The organism is Bacillus ectoiniformans (assembly GCF_016908875.1).
GTDB lineage: Bacteria > Bacillota > Bacilli > Bacillales > Domibacillaceae > Bacillus_BX > Bacillus_BX ectoiniformans.
On record NZ_JAFBES010000003.1, the window covers coordinates 197,755 to 216,755 of the forward strand.

Sequence of the window (19,001 nt, forward strand, 5' to 3'; positions counted from 1 at the left end):
GACAAAATTGAATATTTCACATCAGTCTGTTTTAAGCAGGATTGAACAAGAAGTGCGAAAAGCAAAACAGGCAGAGAAGAGCGATTCCGTAAAGCAGCACTTATATACGATCAAAACATTGTGTGAAGTCATGTTAGATACTCCTGGTGAAACAGGGAGTCAAAGTTTTAAGCCTTCCATCACTCCGCAAATCCAGCCGATGGTACAATCGCCATTGCCACAGAAACCTGCGGTAACGATCAATCAAGAAGAGAAGCTGGAAACAGAAGACGGAGCGAATGGTGATTCCATTTTTGATTTTTAAGGAGAGATGAATGAATGAAAGTTTTTATTATAATTGGAGCAATTAATGCCTTCTTATCCGTAGCATTAGGGGCATTCGGTGCGCATGGTTTAGAAGGAAAGGTAGAACCTAGATATTTAGATATTTGGAAAACGGGTGTTCAATACCAGATGTTTCATGCAACCGGTCTGATTTTAGTCGGAATCCTGATCGGCCAGATCTCACCAAGCTCGTTGTTAAACTGGTCAGGCTGGGCGATGCTGATCGGAATTATTTTATTCTCAGGCAGCTTGTATGTACTGACATTGACGAAGATTAGTGTGTTAGGTGCGATTACTCCGCTCGGCGGCGTAGCATTTTTGGCTGGATGGGTATTATTAATTATGGCGGTTGTAAAAAGCTAACTCACTAATGTATAACTAAAGGCAGCCTGGGTTCTTACAAGGAACTCAGGTTGTTTTTGTTTGAGGCAATGAATGAAAAACCCCGAAGAGCGAGGGAGAGGTCCGTGTCTTCGGGGCGGATAAATATAAATTAGATGTCATTATCTCGGCGGATAATTCGTAAGCGGCACGTTGTTGTTAAACGGATATTCATATTCAATTTCTTCATCAAATGTGATGTAATCTAAGTAAATCATCGGCAGTAAATAACGCATTCCAGTCTGGGGATCGCTTAGAATCAGATGGTCACGGCCGGCTGCTTCGATTACACCTTTAAATACCTTCGCATTCCATTCTGAGTTATTCTCGAACGTCATATAAACAGTAGCGACTTTGCCTCGATTTAGTCGTAATATATTTTCAATATATGATTCCTCTACAGGCAGCATCTGCCCTGGCATTTGCGAGCCAGTTCCTGACCCAGGAATCGCACCGCCTGATGGAGTTGTGTAAAAAGGGGAGCCGTAACCCTGTTGATAGCTTGGCATTGTGTACATTTGATAGGGATTCATTTGATATTGCATAGTAAGAAAACCTCCTCGTAAATTTATAGTTAATATACCGTAGGACATGCAGACTGAAGCGGTGTGAAAAAGCAATGCGATTTAAATCGGCCGGAATTATTTTGGCCGTACCATTGGGCAGGACAGTTGCCTTCTGGACGGAAAAACCAAAGAGAGTTTGAAGCAGGATGATAGCGTCCGCCTTTAATAGTTTTACGGGCTAAATCAATATCCTGCTGGCGAGCTCTTTGGTAGAAGTAGCCTTTTTGAGTCGCTTCAAAGCCGCCAGGACGCTGGTACACCATGTTTCTAACAGTCCGGATGTCTTTAAAATCAAGGCAATCCGCGCGCACGCGATTCACTCCAACATTTCCAACCATCAGCATGCCCAGCTGGCCTTCACCTTCTGCTTCAGCTCTCATTAAACGCGCAAGAAGCTTGACGTCTTCCTCGTTGTAGGGAATAACCATTCGCTTCCACCTCACTTTTTCGAACGGCTTATCACTTAATATGTATGTACGAATTAGTGATTCATGACAGGCTTTTTTCATAAAATAAAATGTCAGCCGTTGAGTTCGGCTGTTCAACTGTCCTCTTTACTCATGAAAAAAAGCCGAAAATTTTAAGTGTGACCTTAAAATTTTCGGCTTATCTTATTGATTAATTAACGTGCAGCATTTGAGCAAGCTTTTCTTCTGTCATCAAGTTTCCAACGAAGAAGGAGCCAAACTCACCGTAACGCGCGCTGACTTCGTCAAAGCGCATTTCATAAACTAATTTCTTAAATTGAAGGACTTCATCCGCAAACAATGTCACGCCCCACTCATAATCATCAAAACCAACGGAGCCAGTGATGATTTGCTTAACAAGACCTGCGTATTGGCGGCCGATCATGCCGTGGCTTTTCATTAGAGCGCCGCGGTCTTTCATCGGAAGCATGTACCAGTTGTCTTCGCCTTGGCGGCGTTTATCCATTGGATAGAAGCAAATGTGCTTCGCCTTTGGAAGCTCTGGATACAGGCGAGCTCTGATTTGCGGATTTTGATAAGGGTCTTCCTCAGAAGATAAGTAATTGCTCAGTTCAACGACTGATACATATGAGTAGCTAGGAATTGTGTACTCGGCAATTTTCAATTTGTTAAATTCGTTTTCAATGGCATTTAACTCTTCCATCGTTGGACGAAGAATCATCAGCATGAAATCGGCTTTTTGACCGACGATGCTGTAGAATGCATGGCTGCCTTCTTTTGCCTCATGTGCTTTGTTCAATTTATTTAAGAAGCCTTGGAATTCATGAATTGCTGTTTGGCGCTCATCACTTGAAAGCATCTTCCAAGTCGCCCAGTCAATTAGCCTGAAATCATGCAGGGAATACCAGCCATCTAGAGTTTTTGCTGCTTCGCTCATGTCATTCACTCCTATGTAAAAGTTTGTCTTCTTACTTAATATATCACAAACTTACCTGTGAATTCGAAGCATACTCCTTATTTCCTGATGATTAATTAAGGGATAGCTGGGAATAGTAAAAAGTGGCGAGATTATTTTTTGAAAAGTAGAACTTTTGTCTGCGAAATTGAAAAAATAGCATTTTATCTTGAATTTTGTTATGAGTGGAGTATGCTAAAAATGGATGAAACATGAGGAGGACATACATTGAGTAACTTATTTACAACATTGAAAGAAAAGGTAAGCGGAACAGATAGAAAAATCGTGTTTCCTGAGGGATTAGATGAACGAATTTTAACAGCAGCCAGCCGTTTAGCCGCTGAAAATATATTGACACCAATCTTAGTTGGTAAAGAAGAGGAAGTAAAAGCAAAAGCGACAGAACTTTCCCTTTCTCTTGAAGGCACCGAAATATATGACCCTAGTACGTATGAAAAGTTGGATGAATTAGTACAATCTTTTGTTGAACGCCGTAAAGGCAAAGCAACGGAAGAACAAGCACGCCAAATTTTAATGGATGCAAATTATTTCGGAACGATGCTCGTTTATAACAATCTTGCACATGGCTTAGTGAGCGGAGCGATTCACTCGACAGCGGATACGGTTCGCCCAGCCCTGCAGATTATCAAAACGAAGCCGGGTGTAACGAAAACATCAGGTGTGTTTATTATGGTGCGCGGCGATGAACAATATGTGTTTGCGGACTGTGCCATTAATATCTCTCCAGACAGCCAGGATTTAGCGGAGATTGCGGTTGAAAGTGCGAAAACGGCGGAAATGTTTGATATTAACCCTCGCGTCGCTATGTTAAGCTTCTCAACGAAGGGATCTGCGAAGTCTCCTGAAACGGAAAGAGTAGTAGAGGCAGCTCGTCTTGCGAAGGAGAAAGCGCCTGAATTGCTTGTGGATGGCGAATTCCAATTTGATGCGGCATTCGTTCCATCAGTGGCGAAGAAGAAAGCGCCAGATTCTGATATTCAAGGGGACGCAAATGTGTTTGTCTTCCCAAGCTTGGAAGCAGGAAATATTGGGTACAAGATCGCTCAGCGTTTAGGCAATTTTGAAGCGGTCGGTCCGATCCTTCAAGGATTAAATGCACCAGTAAATGATTTATCACGCGGATGCAATGAAGAAGACGTGTACAAGCTGGCATTAATTACAGCTGGACAGTCTTTATAAGAAAGAGAGAAAGCCGGCTGTTGCCGGCTTTTTTTAAGAGAATGAACAGATTTTTCGGGTGAGGTAAAGGAGATTGGCAGATGAGTAAAGAGTTAGAGCTGTTAAGACAAAGAGAATGGCGTTTGATCGATCAATCAAGCCTCGGACCGATGTTCGATGCGCTGCAGTCGTTTGCCGCAGATGATACGCTATGCACATCTGTGGGAGCAGGGCAAAGTCCTGCTGTTGCAAGAGCCTGGGTTCATCATCAAACGATTGTGCTAGGAATACAGGATACGAAGCTGCCTGATCTTAAGGATGGATTGCAGCTGTTAAAAGACGCTGGCTTCCGTGTTATTGTCCGCAATTCTGGCGGTTTGGCTGTAGTTCTCGATGAAGGAGTATTGAATCTTTCACTGATCTTTCCTGATACAGAAAAGGGAATTGATATCGACCGCGGATATGAGGCTATGCTTTCGTTAATCAAGCAAATGTTTAAAGAATTCCCTGTAGAGATTGAGGCGTTTGAAGTGGTAGGTTCCTATTGTCCAGGCAGCTATGATTTAAGTATCGGAGGAAAGAAATTTGCCGGCATCTCTCAGCGCCGCCTTCGAAATGGTGTCGCTGTGCAGATTTATTTATGCATCAATGGAAGCGGGGCAGAACGGGCGGAACTGATCAGACGGTTTTATGAGGCTGGGAAGCAAGGAAAGGCAACCAAGTGGGTATTCCCCGATATAAAGCCGGAAACGATGGCTTCCCTGTCAGAGCTTCTGCAAAAAGAATTAACGGTTCAAGATGTCATGCTCCGTTTTTTGACCGCACTGAACGGATTTGCTGACCATTTGTTTGCGAGCTCTCTGCAAGAACAGGAGTTGGAGTGGTACCAAGCCTATTTACAGCGGGTCACAGAACGTAATGAAAAAGCACTGTTGACTGAATGAGAAAGGAAGAAAGAGCTGCCTTCAATTGTTTGAACTCTGAGATCAAACAATTGAAGACAGCTCTGGCACATCCATCTATTATTCGGCCATCTTCTCTAGGTTTCCATTGCGATCCATCTTAAAGGCCGTGGTATTCGGATCTTCTTCATCGAATAGAACCAGCTTTCTCGCACGGTTCATGATCTTCATAAGCGTTTCGTAATCTTCCTGCATCGTTTCGGAATTTTGTTCTAGCTGGCGTACGCGGCTTTCAAGCCTTTCCTTTTCTTGGTTCATAGCGGCAAGCTCTTGCTTCAATCTTGCATTCTCTTGTTTTAAACGATCCGACTGATAATGCGTGCCTGCCATATTTTGCAGAAAAACGATCACTTTCTCTAGTGAAAGTTCACTTGTTTCAGAGGCGGACGGCTTTAAAGGCAGCGACAGAGGCTCAACAGCTATTTCTGTATCGCTTGCAAGCGGCTGGACAAGTGCTTCTACTTCTTCGATCGATGGAGCCGGTGGCTGGTAGAGTAGCTTCTTCTTACCGCTTTGTTCTTTTCCAAGCAGACGATTGCGTTGTTTTCTTTGTTTTTTTGCAAGACTTAGAGCTTGCTCGTATTGATGGCGGACGACGGCATTCCATCTGAAACCGCACGCAGCGGATGTGCGATTTAATTGATCTCCAACTTCTTCAAATGCGTTTAATTGTGTACTTCCTTCACGAACGTGGCGAAGAACCGTTTCAGCTAGCAATAAATCATTCTCCTCAGACCATGCATCTTGTCTATTTTTCATGTTTATTCAGCTCCCTTAATTTGTTTATTGTTTGTTAGCTACAGGATGGGCATAATGGAATAGTTTTATACAATATGAAAAATAATTTTTTTCTGATAGTTTCACTGTTTCTTGGTATGAAGCCTAATGCTGGTTCTATGCAAACTTGCAAACGAGCCGTATTCAAGGTAAAATACCGTTTAGCTTCATTTTGAAAAAAGAAGGGATTGTATATAGATGGCAAACGAATTTCGAGTTTGCGATGACTGCCAGGCAGTTAACTTGAAAACGCTGTTGCCTAAGCTGAAGGAAATCGATCCGGAAGCGGCAATTGATATTGCCTGTCAGTCTTATTGCGGACCTGGGCGTAAAAAAACATTTACTTTTGTCAACAATCGTCCACTAGCAGCGCTGACAGAAGATGAACTGATGGAAAAAGTAAAGAAAAAGCTAAAGAAATAAATTGGAAATCACCTGCCGACTCGTTGGATAGGGTGATTTTTTGTTTGTCTGGCTCAAGTCAGTAAAAAAAGTATTTTTATAGGATGTAATTAAGTATATGCAGCGACCCCTATTTTTCTTCCTAATTGTCAAGGTTCCGTTCATCTATTCGGGGGATTTTTCGCTATAATGGAGACATGATTGATTAGGAATGGGGGTACAGAATGGAATATTCAAAGAAAAAGCTAGAAGAAGAAAAGGTATTTAAAGACCCTGTTCATCGGTATGTCCATGTGAGAGATCAAGTCATATGGGATTTGATTGGGACAAAAGAGTTTCAGCGTCTGCGCCGGGTTCGGCAGCTGGGTACGACTTTCTTAACTTTTCACGGAGCTGAACACAGCCGCTTTAACCATTCCCTTGGCGTCTACGAGATCGTCCGCAGAATTGTAGATGACGTGTTTGCCGGACGGCCAGAGTGGAATGTGGAAGACCGTTTGCTGTCTTTATGTGCGGCCCTTTTACATGATGTTGGGCACGGTCCGTTCTCTCATTCCTTTGAAAAAGTCTTTCATCTTGACCACGAAGAATTTACGAAAATGATTATTTTAGGCGAGACAGAAGTGAACCGAGTGCTCGCAAAAGTGGACGTGGCCTTCCCTGGAAAAGTAGCGGAAGTGATCGGGAAAACGTATGAAAATAAACTGGTTGTCAGCTTAATTTCGAGTCAGATTGATGCGGACCGGATGGACTATCTTCAGCGCGATGCCTATTTCACAGGAGTCAGCTACGGCCACTTTGACATGGAACGGATTTTGAGGATTATGCGTCCGCGCGAAGATCAGGTTGTCTTTAAGCAAAGCGGAATGCATGCGGTAGAAGACTATATCATGAGCCGCTACCAAATGTACTGGCAAGTCTACTTTCATCCGGTGACGAGAAGTGCAGAAGTGCTGCTTTCTAAGATTCTGCACCGGGCTAAGGAACTTTATTTGAATGGCTATACATTTAAACAAGATCCGTTTCATTTCCATTCGATTTTTAAAGAGCAGTACACCTTGAAGGACTATTTAAAGCTGGATGAATCCGTCATGCTCTATTATTTTCAAGTGTGGGAAGAAGAGGAAGATCCTATTTTAAGTGATTTGTGCCGGCGTTTTGTAAACCGCAATCTTTTTAAATATGTTGAATTTGATCCGGCGAAAGAGTACCGCAAACATAGTGAATTAGAATCTTTGTTTAAAAAAGCCGGAATTGATCCGGACTATTATCTTGTGTTTGACTCTTCTTCGGACTTGCCGTATGACTTCTACCGGCCGGGTGAAGAAGAAGAACGACTGCCTATTTATTTGCTGATGAAGAACGAGGAGCTCCGGGAACTGTCAAGGGAATCAGATATTGTCGATGCCATTTCAGGGAAAAGAAGAACGGATCATAAGTTATATTTTCCTGCGGATTTATTGGATGATGAAACATCGAAGCGAAATATTAAACGACAGATAAAAAGCATATTGGAAATTTAAGTTTTTGGGAATGAAGAAGCGGGAGTTGAATAATGTGTTAAAAGAGCATGCAAAATTACTGGGAGCCTTTGCTGCCTGCGGAGAAATTACTGGACGGAAGAAACTGCAGAAAATGATTTATATCGCAAAAAAGATCTCTTTTCCCTTTCAGGAGAAGTTTCAGTTTCATTTTTACGGGCCTTATTCTGAGGAATTAACGCTAAGAGTGGAAGAGCTTTGCAATATGGGGTTTATTGAAGAAGTGAGGGAAAAGAAGGGCGGTTACTATCAATACCGTTATACAGTGACGCCAGAGGGAGCAGACTTCTTGAAGCATACGGAAGTAGCTATTCCTTCTTTAAAGGAAACCGTGACTGAAATGAATGGACAAAGTGCGAGATTTCTAGAACTCGTGTCTACGGTGCTCTACTTTGATCACTTGAGCCGGGAAGAAGTAGCGGATAAGATCTTTACGTTAAAAAGGAAGCAGCGCTACACAGAAGAAGAAATTGACCAAGCTTACGATTATATTGAACAATTGAACAAACAATTGACGCATTAAAAGATAAAAGGAGTTTGCGGTCATCTGCAAACTCCTTTTTACAAGCTGCGCCTATTCTTCGTCGCTTAATCTCTTTCCTGCTACGGCATAGTGATTTTTAGGCATTTCTTCAATGAAGACAGCAATTTTTTCAAGAGGTGCTCCCGTTGTTTCGCTCACTGCAGCGGTTACTTTTTCTGCTAAGGCTTTCTTTTGATCCTCTGTGCGGCCTTCAAGCATCTTTACAGTTACATATGGCATTTGTATTCGCTCCTTTTCTAATATGTAAAATCATACTCAAGTAAGATTGTATTCTTTTCTGACCGGACAGGCAACATTGAAAGGGAAAGGCAAATAGTAGAATATTCAGCTGGAAATCAGTTAAAATGAAGAAATGACTAGAACGTAAAGCAGGAATATCGCTGTGTAACGGATAATTTATGTAAAAGGAGCTTATAATTTGGAGAGTTTTTTAGCATTTTCATTAGAAGAGCTGCCATTTGTGGTGGTCTCGCTCATTGTGGCTTTTACGGTGCATGAATTTGCTCATGCGTATGTGGCCTATAAATTTGGGGACGATACAGCGAAAGACCAAGGCAGGCTGACGTTAAATCCCATCCAGCATTTAGACCCAATTGGAACGATTTTAATTTTAATTGCGGGGTTTGGGTGGGCGCGTCCTGTACCCGTCGATCGCCGTAACTTTCAAAATCCGCGTCTAGCTGGTGTTTTAGTGTCATTAGCAGGACCGATGAGCAATTTTATTATTGCACTGATTGCCTATGCGATTCTATTCTTTTCGCTGGGAGGAGGCATTCCTCCATTTTTCTTAGACATGCTGAATATGATGGTGTGGCTGAATGTCGTCTTGTTTGTGTTTAATTTGCTGCCATTCCCGCCGCTTGACGGGTATCGGATTATTGAGGACTTATCGCCGGCGTCTGTGCGGGTGAAACTGTCTCAATATGAACAGTACGGGACACTCATCTTTTTAATCGTAGTCATTACACCTTTATACCAATATACGATTCAACCAATTTTCAGTACGATCATGCCTGCTGTCTTGCAGGGGTTTAATAGCATTTTTATGACATTGTTTGGCTGATGAAGCGAGAAAGGGGAGGTTTTTTTACATGGAAAAGAAGAAAAAGGTTGGCTTTAATATTATTAAAAACGATCCGACAGATGGACATAAAGGGTACGGAAAAGGGGCGCTTAGCCTTGAAAATGTGTCGCCGGTATTTATTGATGTCAATGAGGGAGAAGCTTTCATTGATGTAGGCGCTATGCATGCCCGCAGTGCGGTGGAGAAGGGAATTAAGTTTCTTCCGAATAAAGAGGATGTTCCTGATGCGAAACCTTTCTGGCTTGTGTGGGTGACGATTGACCATCGCGGTGAGGGTCCTTTTTACGCAGGCGTGACGGCTTGCGAAATGACTGTTAACCGTGAGATTCGCCGGGGATATAAATCTCTTCCGGAGCACGTCAACCGCATGGATAAATCGCTGAAAAGCCAGATTATTGTTGAGCATATGGATGACCGTTCGAAGGAAGTGCTGAAGGATTTCCTGCAATCTCATAACGCAGAGATGTGGGAGCATTCTAGCGAAGAATTAAAAAATGGTTTGAGTGTTTAATTTGTTCCAATATATTACTTTTTAGTGAACAATGTTTGAACGTTTTTTGAAATCATTGTTCACATCTTGCCGAATAATAGGAAAAAAAGTACACTTAAGGCAATGCATAAAATGCATAAGCTAGGACATTAAAAAACCCCGGGACGCACACCCGGGGTTTTTTAGTTTGTCTAAAAATGCAAGTGAGCAGCGTGTGGACGTTACGCGCTCCATGATTTAGGCGGTTGCCGATAAATTCACCGAAGTTGCTGATATATGGCCAAAGTTGCTGATAAAGTCGTTGAAGTTGCTGATATATGGTCAAAGTTGCCGATAAACCGACCAAAGTTGCTGATATCCGTGTAAAGGTACTGAAAATCAATTCTTCCCCCTTAAAAATGAGCCGATGATGGATCACTTTAGAATAAATAGGCAAAAACAACCTGATTTTCTCCGAATTTTCTTTGTGTTTTATCGGGGGATCAACGCCTATAGGCTGTCTAACGGCGGCTTTTAAGATTCTATCGGCGATTCACCATCTGACTCAAAATATAGCCTATTTGCCTGTCGCTCCTGGGCGAGTACGTTTTGCTTTTCTTTATTGTCTAGCAAAAGCCGTTAGGTGCTTGGGACAAAAGATCTTCTACCCTAAAGGCACAAAACGCCTTGAGGGTAGAAGCCTATTTGCCCTTCACACCTGAGCAAACGGCTTTTGCTTTTCTACCTAAACATCGGAAACCATCGCTCTAGCCAGCCTGGTTCTTCTGCTTTCTTTTCTTTTGGTTTTTTCTTTTTGGTGTGTTCTACGCAGTATTCTTCGGGTTCGGTTCCTTTAATGAAATACATTGTTCGGGAAGAGGGGCATCCGTCTCCGGCAATTTGGCCGCTTTCCGGGTTCACATTGACCGCTATGACTCCATCTGGCGTATCAAAATCCTTCGCTTTTTTGCCTTTGTGTGCCCGCTCCATAAATTCAATCCAGATTTTTTTTGCATAAGGCTTATCTTGGGTCTTCGTAAAGTTTGCCCCGTTGTCATAACCTGTCCATACTCCAGCCGTCAGCTCCGGGGTGAATCCGATCATCCAATAGTCGTACTTCGTCGATCCGGATTTTCCGGCATAGGGTCTGGTCATCTTAGGCGCAAGTGATTGACCTGTCACTTTGGCATAGCCGCTTAGCTGTTTATCAAACATGCCCGTCATCATATGGGTAAGGATCGCCGTTTGCTGAGGATCAAATCGCTGTTCCTGTTCAGATTCATGCTCGTAGATCACTTCCCCAAAAGCATTCTCCACCCGCTTGATAAAAATCGGCTCTTGGTATTTCCCCCCGTTCGCAATCGTGGCGTAGGCATTGACCATATCAAGAACCCTTACTCCAGATGTTCCAAGAGCGAGAGAAGGTACTTTTTGTAAAGTAGTAGATATCCCGAACCGCTTAGCCGTTTCGACAAGTGTTTTCGGTTTTAAAAATAAGTGTGTTTTCACCGCGTAGACGTTATCCGAAACCGCCAGTGCCTGTTCCATCGTCACTTCTTTCTCCGCATAGCGATGATTAAAATTATGTGGCGTGTAGATGCTTCGGCCATTGTCATAACGGAATGTGGACGCTTCACTTCGAAGTGTGGTCGCAGGTGTGAAGCCATTTTCTAACGCTGCATAGTACAAGAAGGGCTTAAAAGTGGACCCGGGCTGCCTAATTGCCTGTACGGCCCGGTTATAAGAACTCTCATTGTAATCACGGCCGCCCACCATAGCTGTGACATAATGATTCTTAGGTGAAATCGCGACAAACCCAGGCTGAATGTCAGAGTGTTCATCGATCGTGTCTTTCATAACCTCTTCTGCAATCTGCTGATGTTTAACATTTAATGTGGTGTATACACGAAGGCCTCCAAGGTCAATTGTTCGTTTATCAATTCCTAATTTATTTGCTAAAATGTTTTGAACCGTATCGCGAAAGTAGGGAGCTATTTCAAATTTGGAATGAAGATGTTTTCCAGTGATGGCAAGTGCCTCAGATGATGCCAGCTGCATTTGCTGGTCGTTAATAGCTTTAGTTTTTACCATTTCCCGGAGAATCAGCTTTTGCCGCTCTTTTGCTTTCTCTAAAGAGACAACAGGTGAATAGATGCCAGGACCTTTTGGAATACCAGCTAATAGACTTGCTTCTGCTAAACTTAACTGACTCGCCGATTTCGCAAAATAAAATTGGCTCGCCGCTTCAATTCCGTAAGCACCGTGACCATAATAAATCGTATTTAAATAGCCTTCTAAAATTTGCTCCTTTGAATAATTCATTTCCAAACGCATCGTATAAGCCGCTTCAGACAGCTTGCGTTTCCACGTTTTATCATGGGATAAGAATAAATTACGGGCATACTGCTGGGTAATCGTGCTCGCTCCCTGCACTTTTGCCATCGCTTTAATGTCAGCAATCGCTGCTCCAGCCATACGCTTATAGTCAAAGCCGCTGTGGTCAAAGAATTTTCGATCTTCCACCGCCAGAGTCGCTTCAATAAGAGCAGGAGAGATCTCATCCAGCTGCACCCAGTACCTTTTTTCCCCGGCGTGGCTTTCACCAATGACCGAACCATCTCCTGCTAAATAGAGAGTAGATTGCGGGACAGCAATTTCAGGCTCTCCTAAATATTTTATATAAAGATAGCCTGCACCAACTAACAGAATAAGAGACATACACAGAAAGAAACTGATAAACAGAAAGGCGCGGATCCATTTAATTGTTTTATGAGATGCTGACAGGGTAATGACTGTCATATAAGCTAACCTGCCTTATGAATAAGATTACTATTAGTATGGAAAAAACTCTTGGTCACTAAACGTCAAATGGAAATATTCTATGAAATAAAAAATTCACTTGAAATTTTGCCGTATTCTACTATACTTTTTTCAGTACACATCGAGCATAATGTTATTTGGATAAATGTACTCTCAAATGAGAAAGGAAGATGAATATGAGTGGTTTATGGTATACAGAAAAGCAAACGGATGCTTTTGGCATTACAATGAAAATTAAAAAGACGCTGCATACAGAGCAAACAGACTTTCAATATTTAGAAATGGCTGAAACAGAAGAATGGGGCAACATGTTGTTCTTAGATGGAATGGTCATGACGTCTCAAAAAGATGAATTCGTTTATCATGAAATGGTGGCGCACGTTCCATTATTTACTCACCCGAACCCTGAGAACGTATTAGTTGTCGGCGGTGGAGACGGCGGCGTTATTCGTGAAGTGCTGAAACACCCAAGCGTGAAAAAAGCGACACTTGTCGATATCGATGGCAAAGTCATTGAATTCTCAAAGAAATTCTTGCCTGAAATTGCAGGAGAATTAGAAAACGAGCGCGTTGATGTGCAAGTCGATGACGGTTTTATGCATATTGCTAAAAGTGAAAATGAATACGATGTTATCATGGTTGATTCCACAGAACCAGTTGGGCCGGCTGCGAACTTATTTACAAAAGGCTTCTATGCTGGAATTTCTAAAGCATTAAAAGAAGACGGTATTTTTGTCGCGCAAACGGACAACCCTTGGTTTAAAGCAGACTTAATTCGCGAAGTTCAGCGTGACGTGAAAGAAATCTTCCCGATTACTCGTCTGTACACAGCGAATATTCCAACTTACCCAAGTGGAATGTGGACATTCACAATCGGTTCTAAAAAGCACGATCCGCTAGAGATCAGCGAAGACCGCTTCCATGAAATCAATACGAAATATTATACAAAAGAACTTCATAAAGCAGCATTCGTACTTCCGAAGTTCGTTAAAGATTTAACAGAATAATTGAAGAAAGCGGGGAACGATCATGCGTTTCGATGAAGCCTATTCTGGCAAAGTATTTATTGGCAGCCATCCCACCTACGAAGACAGCAAAGCCGTATTATACGGGATGCCGATGGACTGGACGGTAAGCTACCGCCCGGGGTCTCGCTTCGGCCCGGCGCGTATTCGTGAAGTATCTATCGGACTAGAAGAATACAGCGCCTATTTAGACCGTGAGCTTGAAGAGATTAATTATTATGATGCAGGGGATATCCCGCTTCCATTCGGAAATGCGCAAAGAAGCCTGGATATGATTGAAGAATACATTGACGGCTTGCTGGAGGATGGGAAATTCCCACTTGGTATGGGTGGAGAGCATTTAGTTTCTTGGCCGGTGATGAAAGCCGTGGCTAAGAAATATCCGGATTTAGCGATTATCCATATGGACGCCCACACGGATTTGCGTACTGAGTATGAAGGAGAGCCATTGTCACATTCTACGCCAATTCGCAAAATTGCCGATCATATCGGACCATCTAATGTTTATTCATTCGGGATTCGTTCAGGCATGAAGGAAGAATTCGAATGGGCAAAAGAGAACGGCATGCATATTTCTAAATTTGATGTGCTAGAGCCATTGAAAGAAATCCTGCCGACTTTAGCCGGACGTCCGGTGTATGTCACAATTGATATTGATGTGCTAGATCCTGCGCACGCTCCTGGTACAGGAACGGTCGATTGCGGAGGTATTACATCAAGAGAATTACTAGCTTCCATTCATGAGATCGCCCGTTCAGAAGTGAACGTTGTAGGCGGAGACCTAGTAGAGGTGGCTCCAGTTTATGATGCGTCTGAGCAAACAGCTAATACAGCGAGCAAGCTGATTCGCGAAATGCTGTTAGGCTGGGTGAAATAAGAGACGGTTTCTGCGGAACTGGCTCATATTCTAAATATCGAGAACAAAAAACCGGAAATGTCAGCACATTTCCGGTTTTTCTTATATCAACAAGTGCTCTCAATTTTGATTAAAAATCCTTTAGGTCATTTAACTTGTATTTCCCGAGAATGCCCATTTCGTCAATGTGGCGGCGCGCTTCTGCATCACCGAATTTATAGATTAAAGCATACACCGTAATTAATTCACGGTCGTAGTGATCATCCGCTTTGTCATTAGAATAGTCAAGAAAGGGAACATGGGCACGGACAAAGGTTTCCAATTCGGCATTGTATTCTTTATTAAATGCAGATCTAATATGTGCTGCTTCCTGTTCAGTAGCCATAATGCGAAAATGTCCTTCACCTTCTGTATTAGGTAACACTTCTTTGCTGCCCGGATCTACATAGTATTCGCGTCTTTGTTCATCCATACTTTCATCTCCTCTTTTACTAGGCTTTTTAAGTTATTACCACTATTGACGATTCTTTAACCACGGGATGCGATAAAATTTTATTTTCCGCTTGTTCATTGCATTTTTAAATGAACCTTTTTATAATTAGTTAGTTATAGAGATGAAAAATATTAAAGGACGTGAAAAGCTTGGCCACTGATCAGCCATCACATATTCCTGTAAGTATTCATTTGAAAACGACCGTGGAACATGAAGGTGAGAAGGAAAGCTTTGAATTGTCACTAATCGGGACGTTTATTCAAAAGAATCAATCTTACTTCTTAAAGTATGATGAAATTCAAGAAGAAGGAACGATCCATACGATTGTCAAGTTTTCTGAAGGACAAGCACTTATTCTTAGAAGCGGTGCGGTAAAGATGCGTTTGGCTTTCAATCTTGAAGAACAATTAAACGGTTCTTATGAAAGTCAGTATGGCACACTGTTATTAACGACTGATACACAAAAGCTAGTTTCTAGCCGTACATATAATCAATCATTGCTCGAAGGATCTTTTGATTTGAATTATCACTTGATGATGCAAGGATCACCGGTTGGCCGGTATTCGATGAGCATACGATTCTTGGAAAACAAGGAGGAGTAAAAGAATGAATATTGCAGAAAAGGTTCAAGAGGATTTAAAAGCGGAAATTAAAGCAGCGGTATTAAAAGCGGAACTTGCGAAAGAAGAAGAGATTCCTGCGGTTATTTTAGAAGCGCCTAAAGATAAGTCTCATGGGGACTATGCAACGAATATGGCGATGCAATTGGCTCGAGTGGCTAAGAAAGCACCTCGCATGATTGCTGAAGCATTAATAGAGAATTTTGATTCTACAAAAGCATCTATTGAAAAGATCGAAATTGCAGGACCTGGTTTTATTAACTTCTACATGAATAATCAGTACTTAAGTGACCTGTTGCCGGGTGTTTTGAAAGAAAATGAACAGTATGGAAAAACGAACGCAGGAAACAATCAAAAAATCCAAGTGGAGTTTGTTTCTGCCAACCCGACAGGAGATTTACATTTAGGACATGCCCGCGGAGCAGCGGTCGGTGACTCTCTATGTAACGTTCTGGAAATGTCTGGTTATGATGTAACGAGAGAATATTATATCAACGATGCTGGTAACCAAATTCATAATTTGGCTTTATCAGTAGAAGCTCGTTACTTCCAAGCGCTTGGTCAAGATAAAGAAATGCCGGCAGATGGATACCACGGAAAAGACATCGTAGGGATTGGCCAAAAGCTTGCTGAAGAGCACGGAGACAAGTTTGCTCAGATGTCAGAAGAAGAACGTTTTAAAGCGTTCAGAGAATACGGTTTGAAATATGAAATGGAAAAATTAAAAACAGACTTGAAGAATTTCCGCGTCGATTTTGATGTGTGGTATTCCGAAACGTCTTTATATGAAAATGGCAAGATCGATGAAGCCCTTGCTACATTGCGCGAATTAGGCCATATCTACGAGGAAGAGGGAGCAGTTTGGTTCCGTTCTACACCATTCGGAGATGATAAAGACCGCGTGCTGATTAAGAATGATGGCACGTATACGTATTTAACACCTGATATCGCCTATCATAAAGATAAGTTTGAGCGCGGCCATGAGAAAGTCATCAATATCTGGGGAGCGGATCACCACGGCTATATTCCGCGTATGAAAGCAGCGGTTGAAGCGCTTGGGTTTAAAGCAGACAACTTAGAAGTAGAAGTCATTCAGCTTGTTCACCTGTTTAAAAATGGTGAAAAAATGAAAATGAGCAAGCGGACAGGTAAAGCAGTAACGATGCGTGAATTAGTAGAAGAAGTGGGCTTAGACGCCGTGCGTTATTTCTTTGCGATGAGAAGCGGAGACACGCATATGGACTTTGACCTTGATTTAGCGGTATCTGAGTCCAATGAAAATCCAGTCTATTATGCACAATATGCCCATGCGCGGATCAGCAGCATTCTTCGCCAGGGAGAAGAGCAGAACCTGACAGTTGATGCAGAAGCAGATTTATCTCTAATTGGAGCAGAGAAGGAAATCGATTTATTAAAGAAAATCGGAGACTTCCCTCAAGTCGTAGCAGAAGCGGCGGAAAAGAGAATTCCGCACCGAATCGCGAATTATACGCAAGAGCTAGCTGCGGCATTCCATAGCTTCTATAATGCTGAGAAAGTTCTTGATCCAAGCAACGAAGAACTTTCTAAAGCACGTCTTTTGCTAATCAAAGCGGTCCAAATTACGCTTAGAAATGCCCTTAAATTAATTGGTGTGTCCGCACCTGAAAAGATGTAAAACTTGCGTGCAGCGCCTGGGTATTTTTTACTTTTTAAAAACTGTTTTCACATATCGCTATCTTTTTTCAGATAGGCATGCTATACTAAGTTTAATTATTGTTGTTCGGTATTGAATGTTAGAAAAATGGCTAAACAAAGTGATTTTTGTCTATAATGAATATCTAGAGCAAGAATATTAATACGATTGTGGTTCATCCACGCACAGGAGGAAATTAACATGGTACAAGGTACAGTAAAATGGTTCAACGCAGAAAAAGGTTTCGGTTTCATTGAAGTAGAAGGACAAGACGACGTATTCGTACACTTCTCTGCTATTCAAGGCGAAGGTTTCAAATCACTTGAAGAAGGCCAAACAGTTCGTTTCGAAATCGAAGAAGGTCAACGTGGACCTCAAGCTGCTAACGTTCAAAAGTAAGCAGTTCTAATAAAAAGACTCCCAATTTTGGGAGTCTTTTTTGCGTTCTTTCAAAGGCTGCTTTCCATACCTAAGCGGCACTTCCCTAAAGGTAAGGCCGCAAGACGAAAGCAATATTTTCTTTTATTTTACCCACCCAGCTAGTTCGCTCTAGATCAGACTGCGTTAAACGATAGGAATTTTTTATATCTTTTTGAATGACGGGTTTGATCTTCTCCATGAATTCAGGGCTATAAATGAAGCAGTTGCATTCAAAGTTGAGTGAAAAGCTTCTTTCATCGAAATTGGCCGTGCCAATATCACATACTCGGTCATCAACCATTAACACCTTGGCATGATAGAAGCCTTTCTGAAACTGATAGATTTCCACATTTTCATTAGCGAGCATTTGACGCAAAAAAGGATAAGAGCCTTCTTTAACGAGAGGATGATCGGCATGCTTAGGAATTAATGCAGTTACTTTCACGCCTCTTTCTATGGCTTGCATTAACTGAGAAAACACCAGTTTAGAGGGTACAAAATAAGGTGAGCCGATAAAAATGAAATCTTTTGCCTCTGAAATCAATTCAGCGAATTTCTTTTCTAAAACCCCATTTTGCGAAGGGAATATCTGATGATTCACTGCTTCTTGGCTGTCTTTATAAACAACCTGGCTGTCTTTATTTAATTGAGGCCGGCCTTCTTGATTCCAGTCATGCAAAAATTCTTGCTCAAGATCAGCTACACCTTCTCCGGTCAGCCGCAGGTGATAATCACGCCAAGGACAAAGCATAGGGTTTTTATGCTGGTTAATGTATTCTCGTCCAACATTAAATCCGCCTAAATAGCCAATTTGATGATCAATCACGGTTATTTTCCGATGGTTTCGCTGCTGAAGCGAGAAAAAGAGAAATGGAAATTTTGGTTTTCCAAAAAAATCCGTGCATACTCCTGAGTTCTTTAATTCCTTCAGCATGAACTTTGGAACTTTTCTGCTTCCGAGCCAGTCCATTAATAAATAGATTTTTACCCCTTCATCCGCTTTTTCTTTCAATAACTGCAAGTATTCTTTGCTGAAATCATCATTCTCAATAATGTAAAATAAAGTATAAATACTTTCTTTGGCTTGGCGTATATCTGTATAGAGCTGCTCAAACAGTTCAGTCCCGCTGCAGAAAAAAGAAATATGACTTTGGCGGACCGGATAACAGCGCTCAACGGCTTTGGTTTTTGCTTTTTTCCTTCCAAGATATAGATCAAGGAACACCCAGACAAGTATAAGAAGAATAATGGTCACCGCTATAGTCATGTTCTTCGTCCTTCCGATAAAATCATTAAAAGTAGTCTGCCCTAAAAATATAAAAACAAAAATAGGATTGATGAGCGAAAGAAAATTTTTAAATTATTTTAAATAATTGGTTGACTGAATGCTCATTCATAATATAATAGAGATATAAACATTCTGAAAATTTATTCTGTTTGCAATGTTTGCGGAAAAAGGGGGACAAAGATGATGACATCT

General features: G+C 41.9%; 22 protein-coding genes. 14 read left to right on the forward strand and 8 right to left on the reverse strand.

Going from position 1 to position 19,001, the window contains the following annotated elements; genetic code table 11:
- Positions 1-7: 7 nt before the first annotated feature.
- On the forward strand, positions 8-304 hold the full coding sequence (locus JOC78_RS06125; protein ID WP_204553617.1) for a YwdI family protein: 297 nt from the start codon (positions 8-10) through the stop codon (positions 302-304).
- A 14-nt stretch (positions 305-318) separates the two neighbouring features.
- Positions 319-687 (forward strand): DUF423 domain-containing protein, encoded by a 369-nt coding sequence (locus JOC78_RS06130; RefSeq protein ID WP_204553618.1) that lies wholly within the window; start codon positions 319-321, stop codon positions 685-687.
- A 140-nt stretch (positions 688-827) separates the two neighbouring features.
- On the opposite strand, the gene gerQ is transcribed toward JOC78_RS06130, so the two are convergent.
- The 3 genes from gerQ to hemQ form a co-directional block, all read right to left on the reverse strand.
- Positions 828-1,250 (reverse strand): spore coat protein GerQ, encoded by a 423-nt coding sequence (gene gerQ, locus JOC78_RS06135; RefSeq protein WP_204553619.1) that lies wholly within the window; start codon positions 1,248-1,250, stop codon positions 828-830.
- A gap of 29 nt (positions 1,251-1,279) precedes the next feature.
- A complete protein-coding gene (locus tag JOC78_RS06140) occupies positions 1,280-1,699 on the reverse strand; it encodes a cell wall hydrolase (RefSeq protein WP_204553620.1) in 420 nt (139 codons plus the stop codon).
- 190 nt (positions 1,700-1,889) lie between these two features.
- Positions 1,890-2,636 (reverse strand): hydrogen peroxide-dependent heme synthase, encoded by a 747-nt coding sequence (gene hemQ / locus JOC78_RS06145; RefSeq protein WP_204553621.1) that lies wholly within the window; start codon positions 2,634-2,636, stop codon positions 1,890-1,892.
- A 246-nt stretch (positions 2,637-2,882) separates the two neighbouring features.
- Here hemQ and pta point away from each other — a divergent pair, with 246 nt between their 5' ends.
- Both pta and lipL read left to right on the forward strand, forming a co-directional pair.
- The gene (pta, locus tag JOC78_RS06150) at positions 2,883-3,854 is read left to right on the forward strand and encodes a phosphate acetyltransferase (RefSeq protein WP_204553622.1); all 972 of its coding nucleotides are present in this window, start codon (positions 2,883-2,885) and stop codon (positions 3,852-3,854) included.
- Positions 3,855-3,934: 80 nt separating this feature from the next.
- A complete protein-coding gene (gene lipL / locus JOC78_RS06155; RefSeq protein ID WP_204553623.1) occupies positions 3,935-4,777 on the forward strand; it encodes an octanoyl-[GcvH]:protein N-octanoyltransferase in 843 nt (280 codons plus the stop codon).
- Positions 4,778-4,855: 78 nt separating this feature from the next.
- Here lipL and JOC78_RS06160 read toward each other — a convergent pair whose 3' ends face one another.
- A complete protein-coding gene (locus tag JOC78_RS06160; protein ID WP_204553624.1) occupies positions 4,856-5,554 on the reverse strand; it encodes an RsfA family transcriptional regulator in 699 nt (232 codons plus the stop codon).
- 216 nt (positions 5,555-5,770) lie between these two features.
- Here JOC78_RS06160 and JOC78_RS06165 point away from each other — a divergent pair, with 216 nt between their 5' ends.
- The 3 genes from JOC78_RS06165 to JOC78_RS06175 all read left to right on the forward strand — a co-directional run bounded on the left by JOC78_RS06165 (position 5,771) and on the right by JOC78_RS06175 (position 8,038).
- Complete coding sequence (locus JOC78_RS06165) at positions 5,771-5,995, forward strand: YuzB family protein (protein WP_204553625.1); 225 nt, start codon at positions 5,771-5,773, stop codon at positions 5,993-5,995.
- Between the two features lie 203 nt (positions 5,996-6,198).
- Entirely contained in the window at positions 6,199-7,497 is a 1,299-nt protein-coding gene (locus JOC78_RS06170) for an HD domain-containing protein (RefSeq protein ID WP_204553626.1), read from the forward strand.
- A 34-nt stretch (positions 7,498-7,531) separates the two neighbouring features.
- Positions 7,532-8,038, forward strand: a complete 507-nt coding sequence (locus JOC78_RS06175) for a YwgA family protein (protein ID WP_204553627.1) — start codon at positions 7,532-7,534, stop codon at positions 8,036-8,038.
- A gap of 51 nt (positions 8,039-8,089) precedes the next feature.
- On the opposite strand, the gene JOC78_RS06180 is transcribed toward JOC78_RS06175, so the two are convergent.
- Positions 8,090-8,278, reverse strand: coding sequence for a 2-hydroxymuconate tautomerase (locus JOC78_RS06180; protein ID WP_204553628.1), 189 nt, complete (start codon positions 8,276-8,278; stop codon positions 8,090-8,092).
- 199 nt (positions 8,279-8,477) lie between these two features.
- Between JOC78_RS06180 and JOC78_RS06185 the strand changes: the two genes are divergently transcribed.
- Positions 8,478-9,122, forward strand: a complete 645-nt coding sequence (locus JOC78_RS06185; protein WP_204553629.1) for a site-2 protease family protein — start codon at positions 8,478-8,480, stop codon at positions 9,120-9,122.
- Positions 9,123-9,150: 28 nt separating this feature from the next.
- Positions 9,151-9,654, forward strand: a complete 504-nt coding sequence (locus JOC78_RS06190) for a YwhD family protein (protein WP_204553630.1) — start codon at positions 9,151-9,153, stop codon at positions 9,652-9,654.
- Between the two features lie 699 nt (positions 9,655-10,353).
- Here the strand turns inward: JOC78_RS06190 and JOC78_RS06195 are convergent.
- Positions 10,354-12,411, reverse strand: coding sequence for a transglycosylase domain-containing protein (locus JOC78_RS06195; protein ID WP_204553631.1), 2,058 nt, complete (start codon positions 12,409-12,411; stop codon positions 10,354-10,356).
- 197 nt (positions 12,412-12,608) lie between these two features.
- On the opposite strand from JOC78_RS06195, the gene speE reads away from it, so the two are divergent.
- Positions 12,609-13,439 (forward strand): spermidine synthase, encoded by an 831-nt coding sequence (gene speE / locus JOC78_RS06200; RefSeq protein WP_204553632.1) that lies wholly within the window; start codon positions 12,609-12,611, stop codon positions 13,437-13,439.
- 22 nt (positions 13,440-13,461) lie between these two features.
- Positions 13,462-14,334 carry an agmatinase gene (gene speB / locus JOC78_RS06205; protein ID WP_204553633.1) on the forward strand — a complete coding sequence of 291 codons (873 nt, stop codon included), beginning with the start codon at positions 13,462-13,464 and terminating at the stop codon, positions 14,332-14,334.
- A gap of 109 nt (positions 14,335-14,443) precedes the next feature.
- Here speB and JOC78_RS06210 read toward each other — a convergent pair whose 3' ends face one another.
- A complete protein-coding gene (locus JOC78_RS06210; RefSeq protein ID WP_204553634.1) occupies positions 14,444-14,785 on the reverse strand; it encodes a hydrolase in 342 nt (113 codons plus the stop codon).
- A gap of 170 nt (positions 14,786-14,955) precedes the next feature.
- On the opposite strand from JOC78_RS06210, the gene JOC78_RS06215 reads away from it, so the two are divergent.
- The 3 genes from JOC78_RS06215 (at position 14,956) to JOC78_RS06225 (ending at position 17,500) form a co-directional block, all read left to right on the forward strand.
- The gene (locus JOC78_RS06215; RefSeq protein ID WP_239587027.1) at positions 14,956-15,408 is read left to right on the forward strand and encodes a YwiB family protein; all 453 of its coding nucleotides are present in this window, start codon (positions 14,956-14,958) and stop codon (positions 15,406-15,408) included.
- A 4-nt stretch (positions 15,409-15,412) separates the two neighbouring features.
- The gene (gene argS, locus JOC78_RS06220) at positions 15,413-17,083 is read left to right on the forward strand and encodes an arginine--tRNA ligase (protein WP_204553636.1); all 1,671 of its coding nucleotides are present in this window, start codon (positions 15,413-15,415) and stop codon (positions 17,081-17,083) included.
- Positions 17,084-17,302: 219 nt separating this feature from the next.
- Positions 17,303-17,500 (forward strand): cold-shock protein, encoded by a 198-nt coding sequence (locus JOC78_RS06225; RefSeq protein ID WP_204553637.1) that lies wholly within the window; start codon positions 17,303-17,305, stop codon positions 17,498-17,500.
- Positions 17,501-17,585: 85 nt separating this feature from the next.
- On the opposite strand, the gene cls is transcribed toward JOC78_RS06225, so the two are convergent.
- A complete protein-coding gene (gene cls / locus JOC78_RS06230) occupies positions 17,586-18,788 on the reverse strand; it encodes a cardiolipin synthase (RefSeq protein WP_204553638.1) in 1,203 nt (400 codons plus the stop codon).
- Positions 18,789-19,001 lie beyond the last annotated feature (213 nt).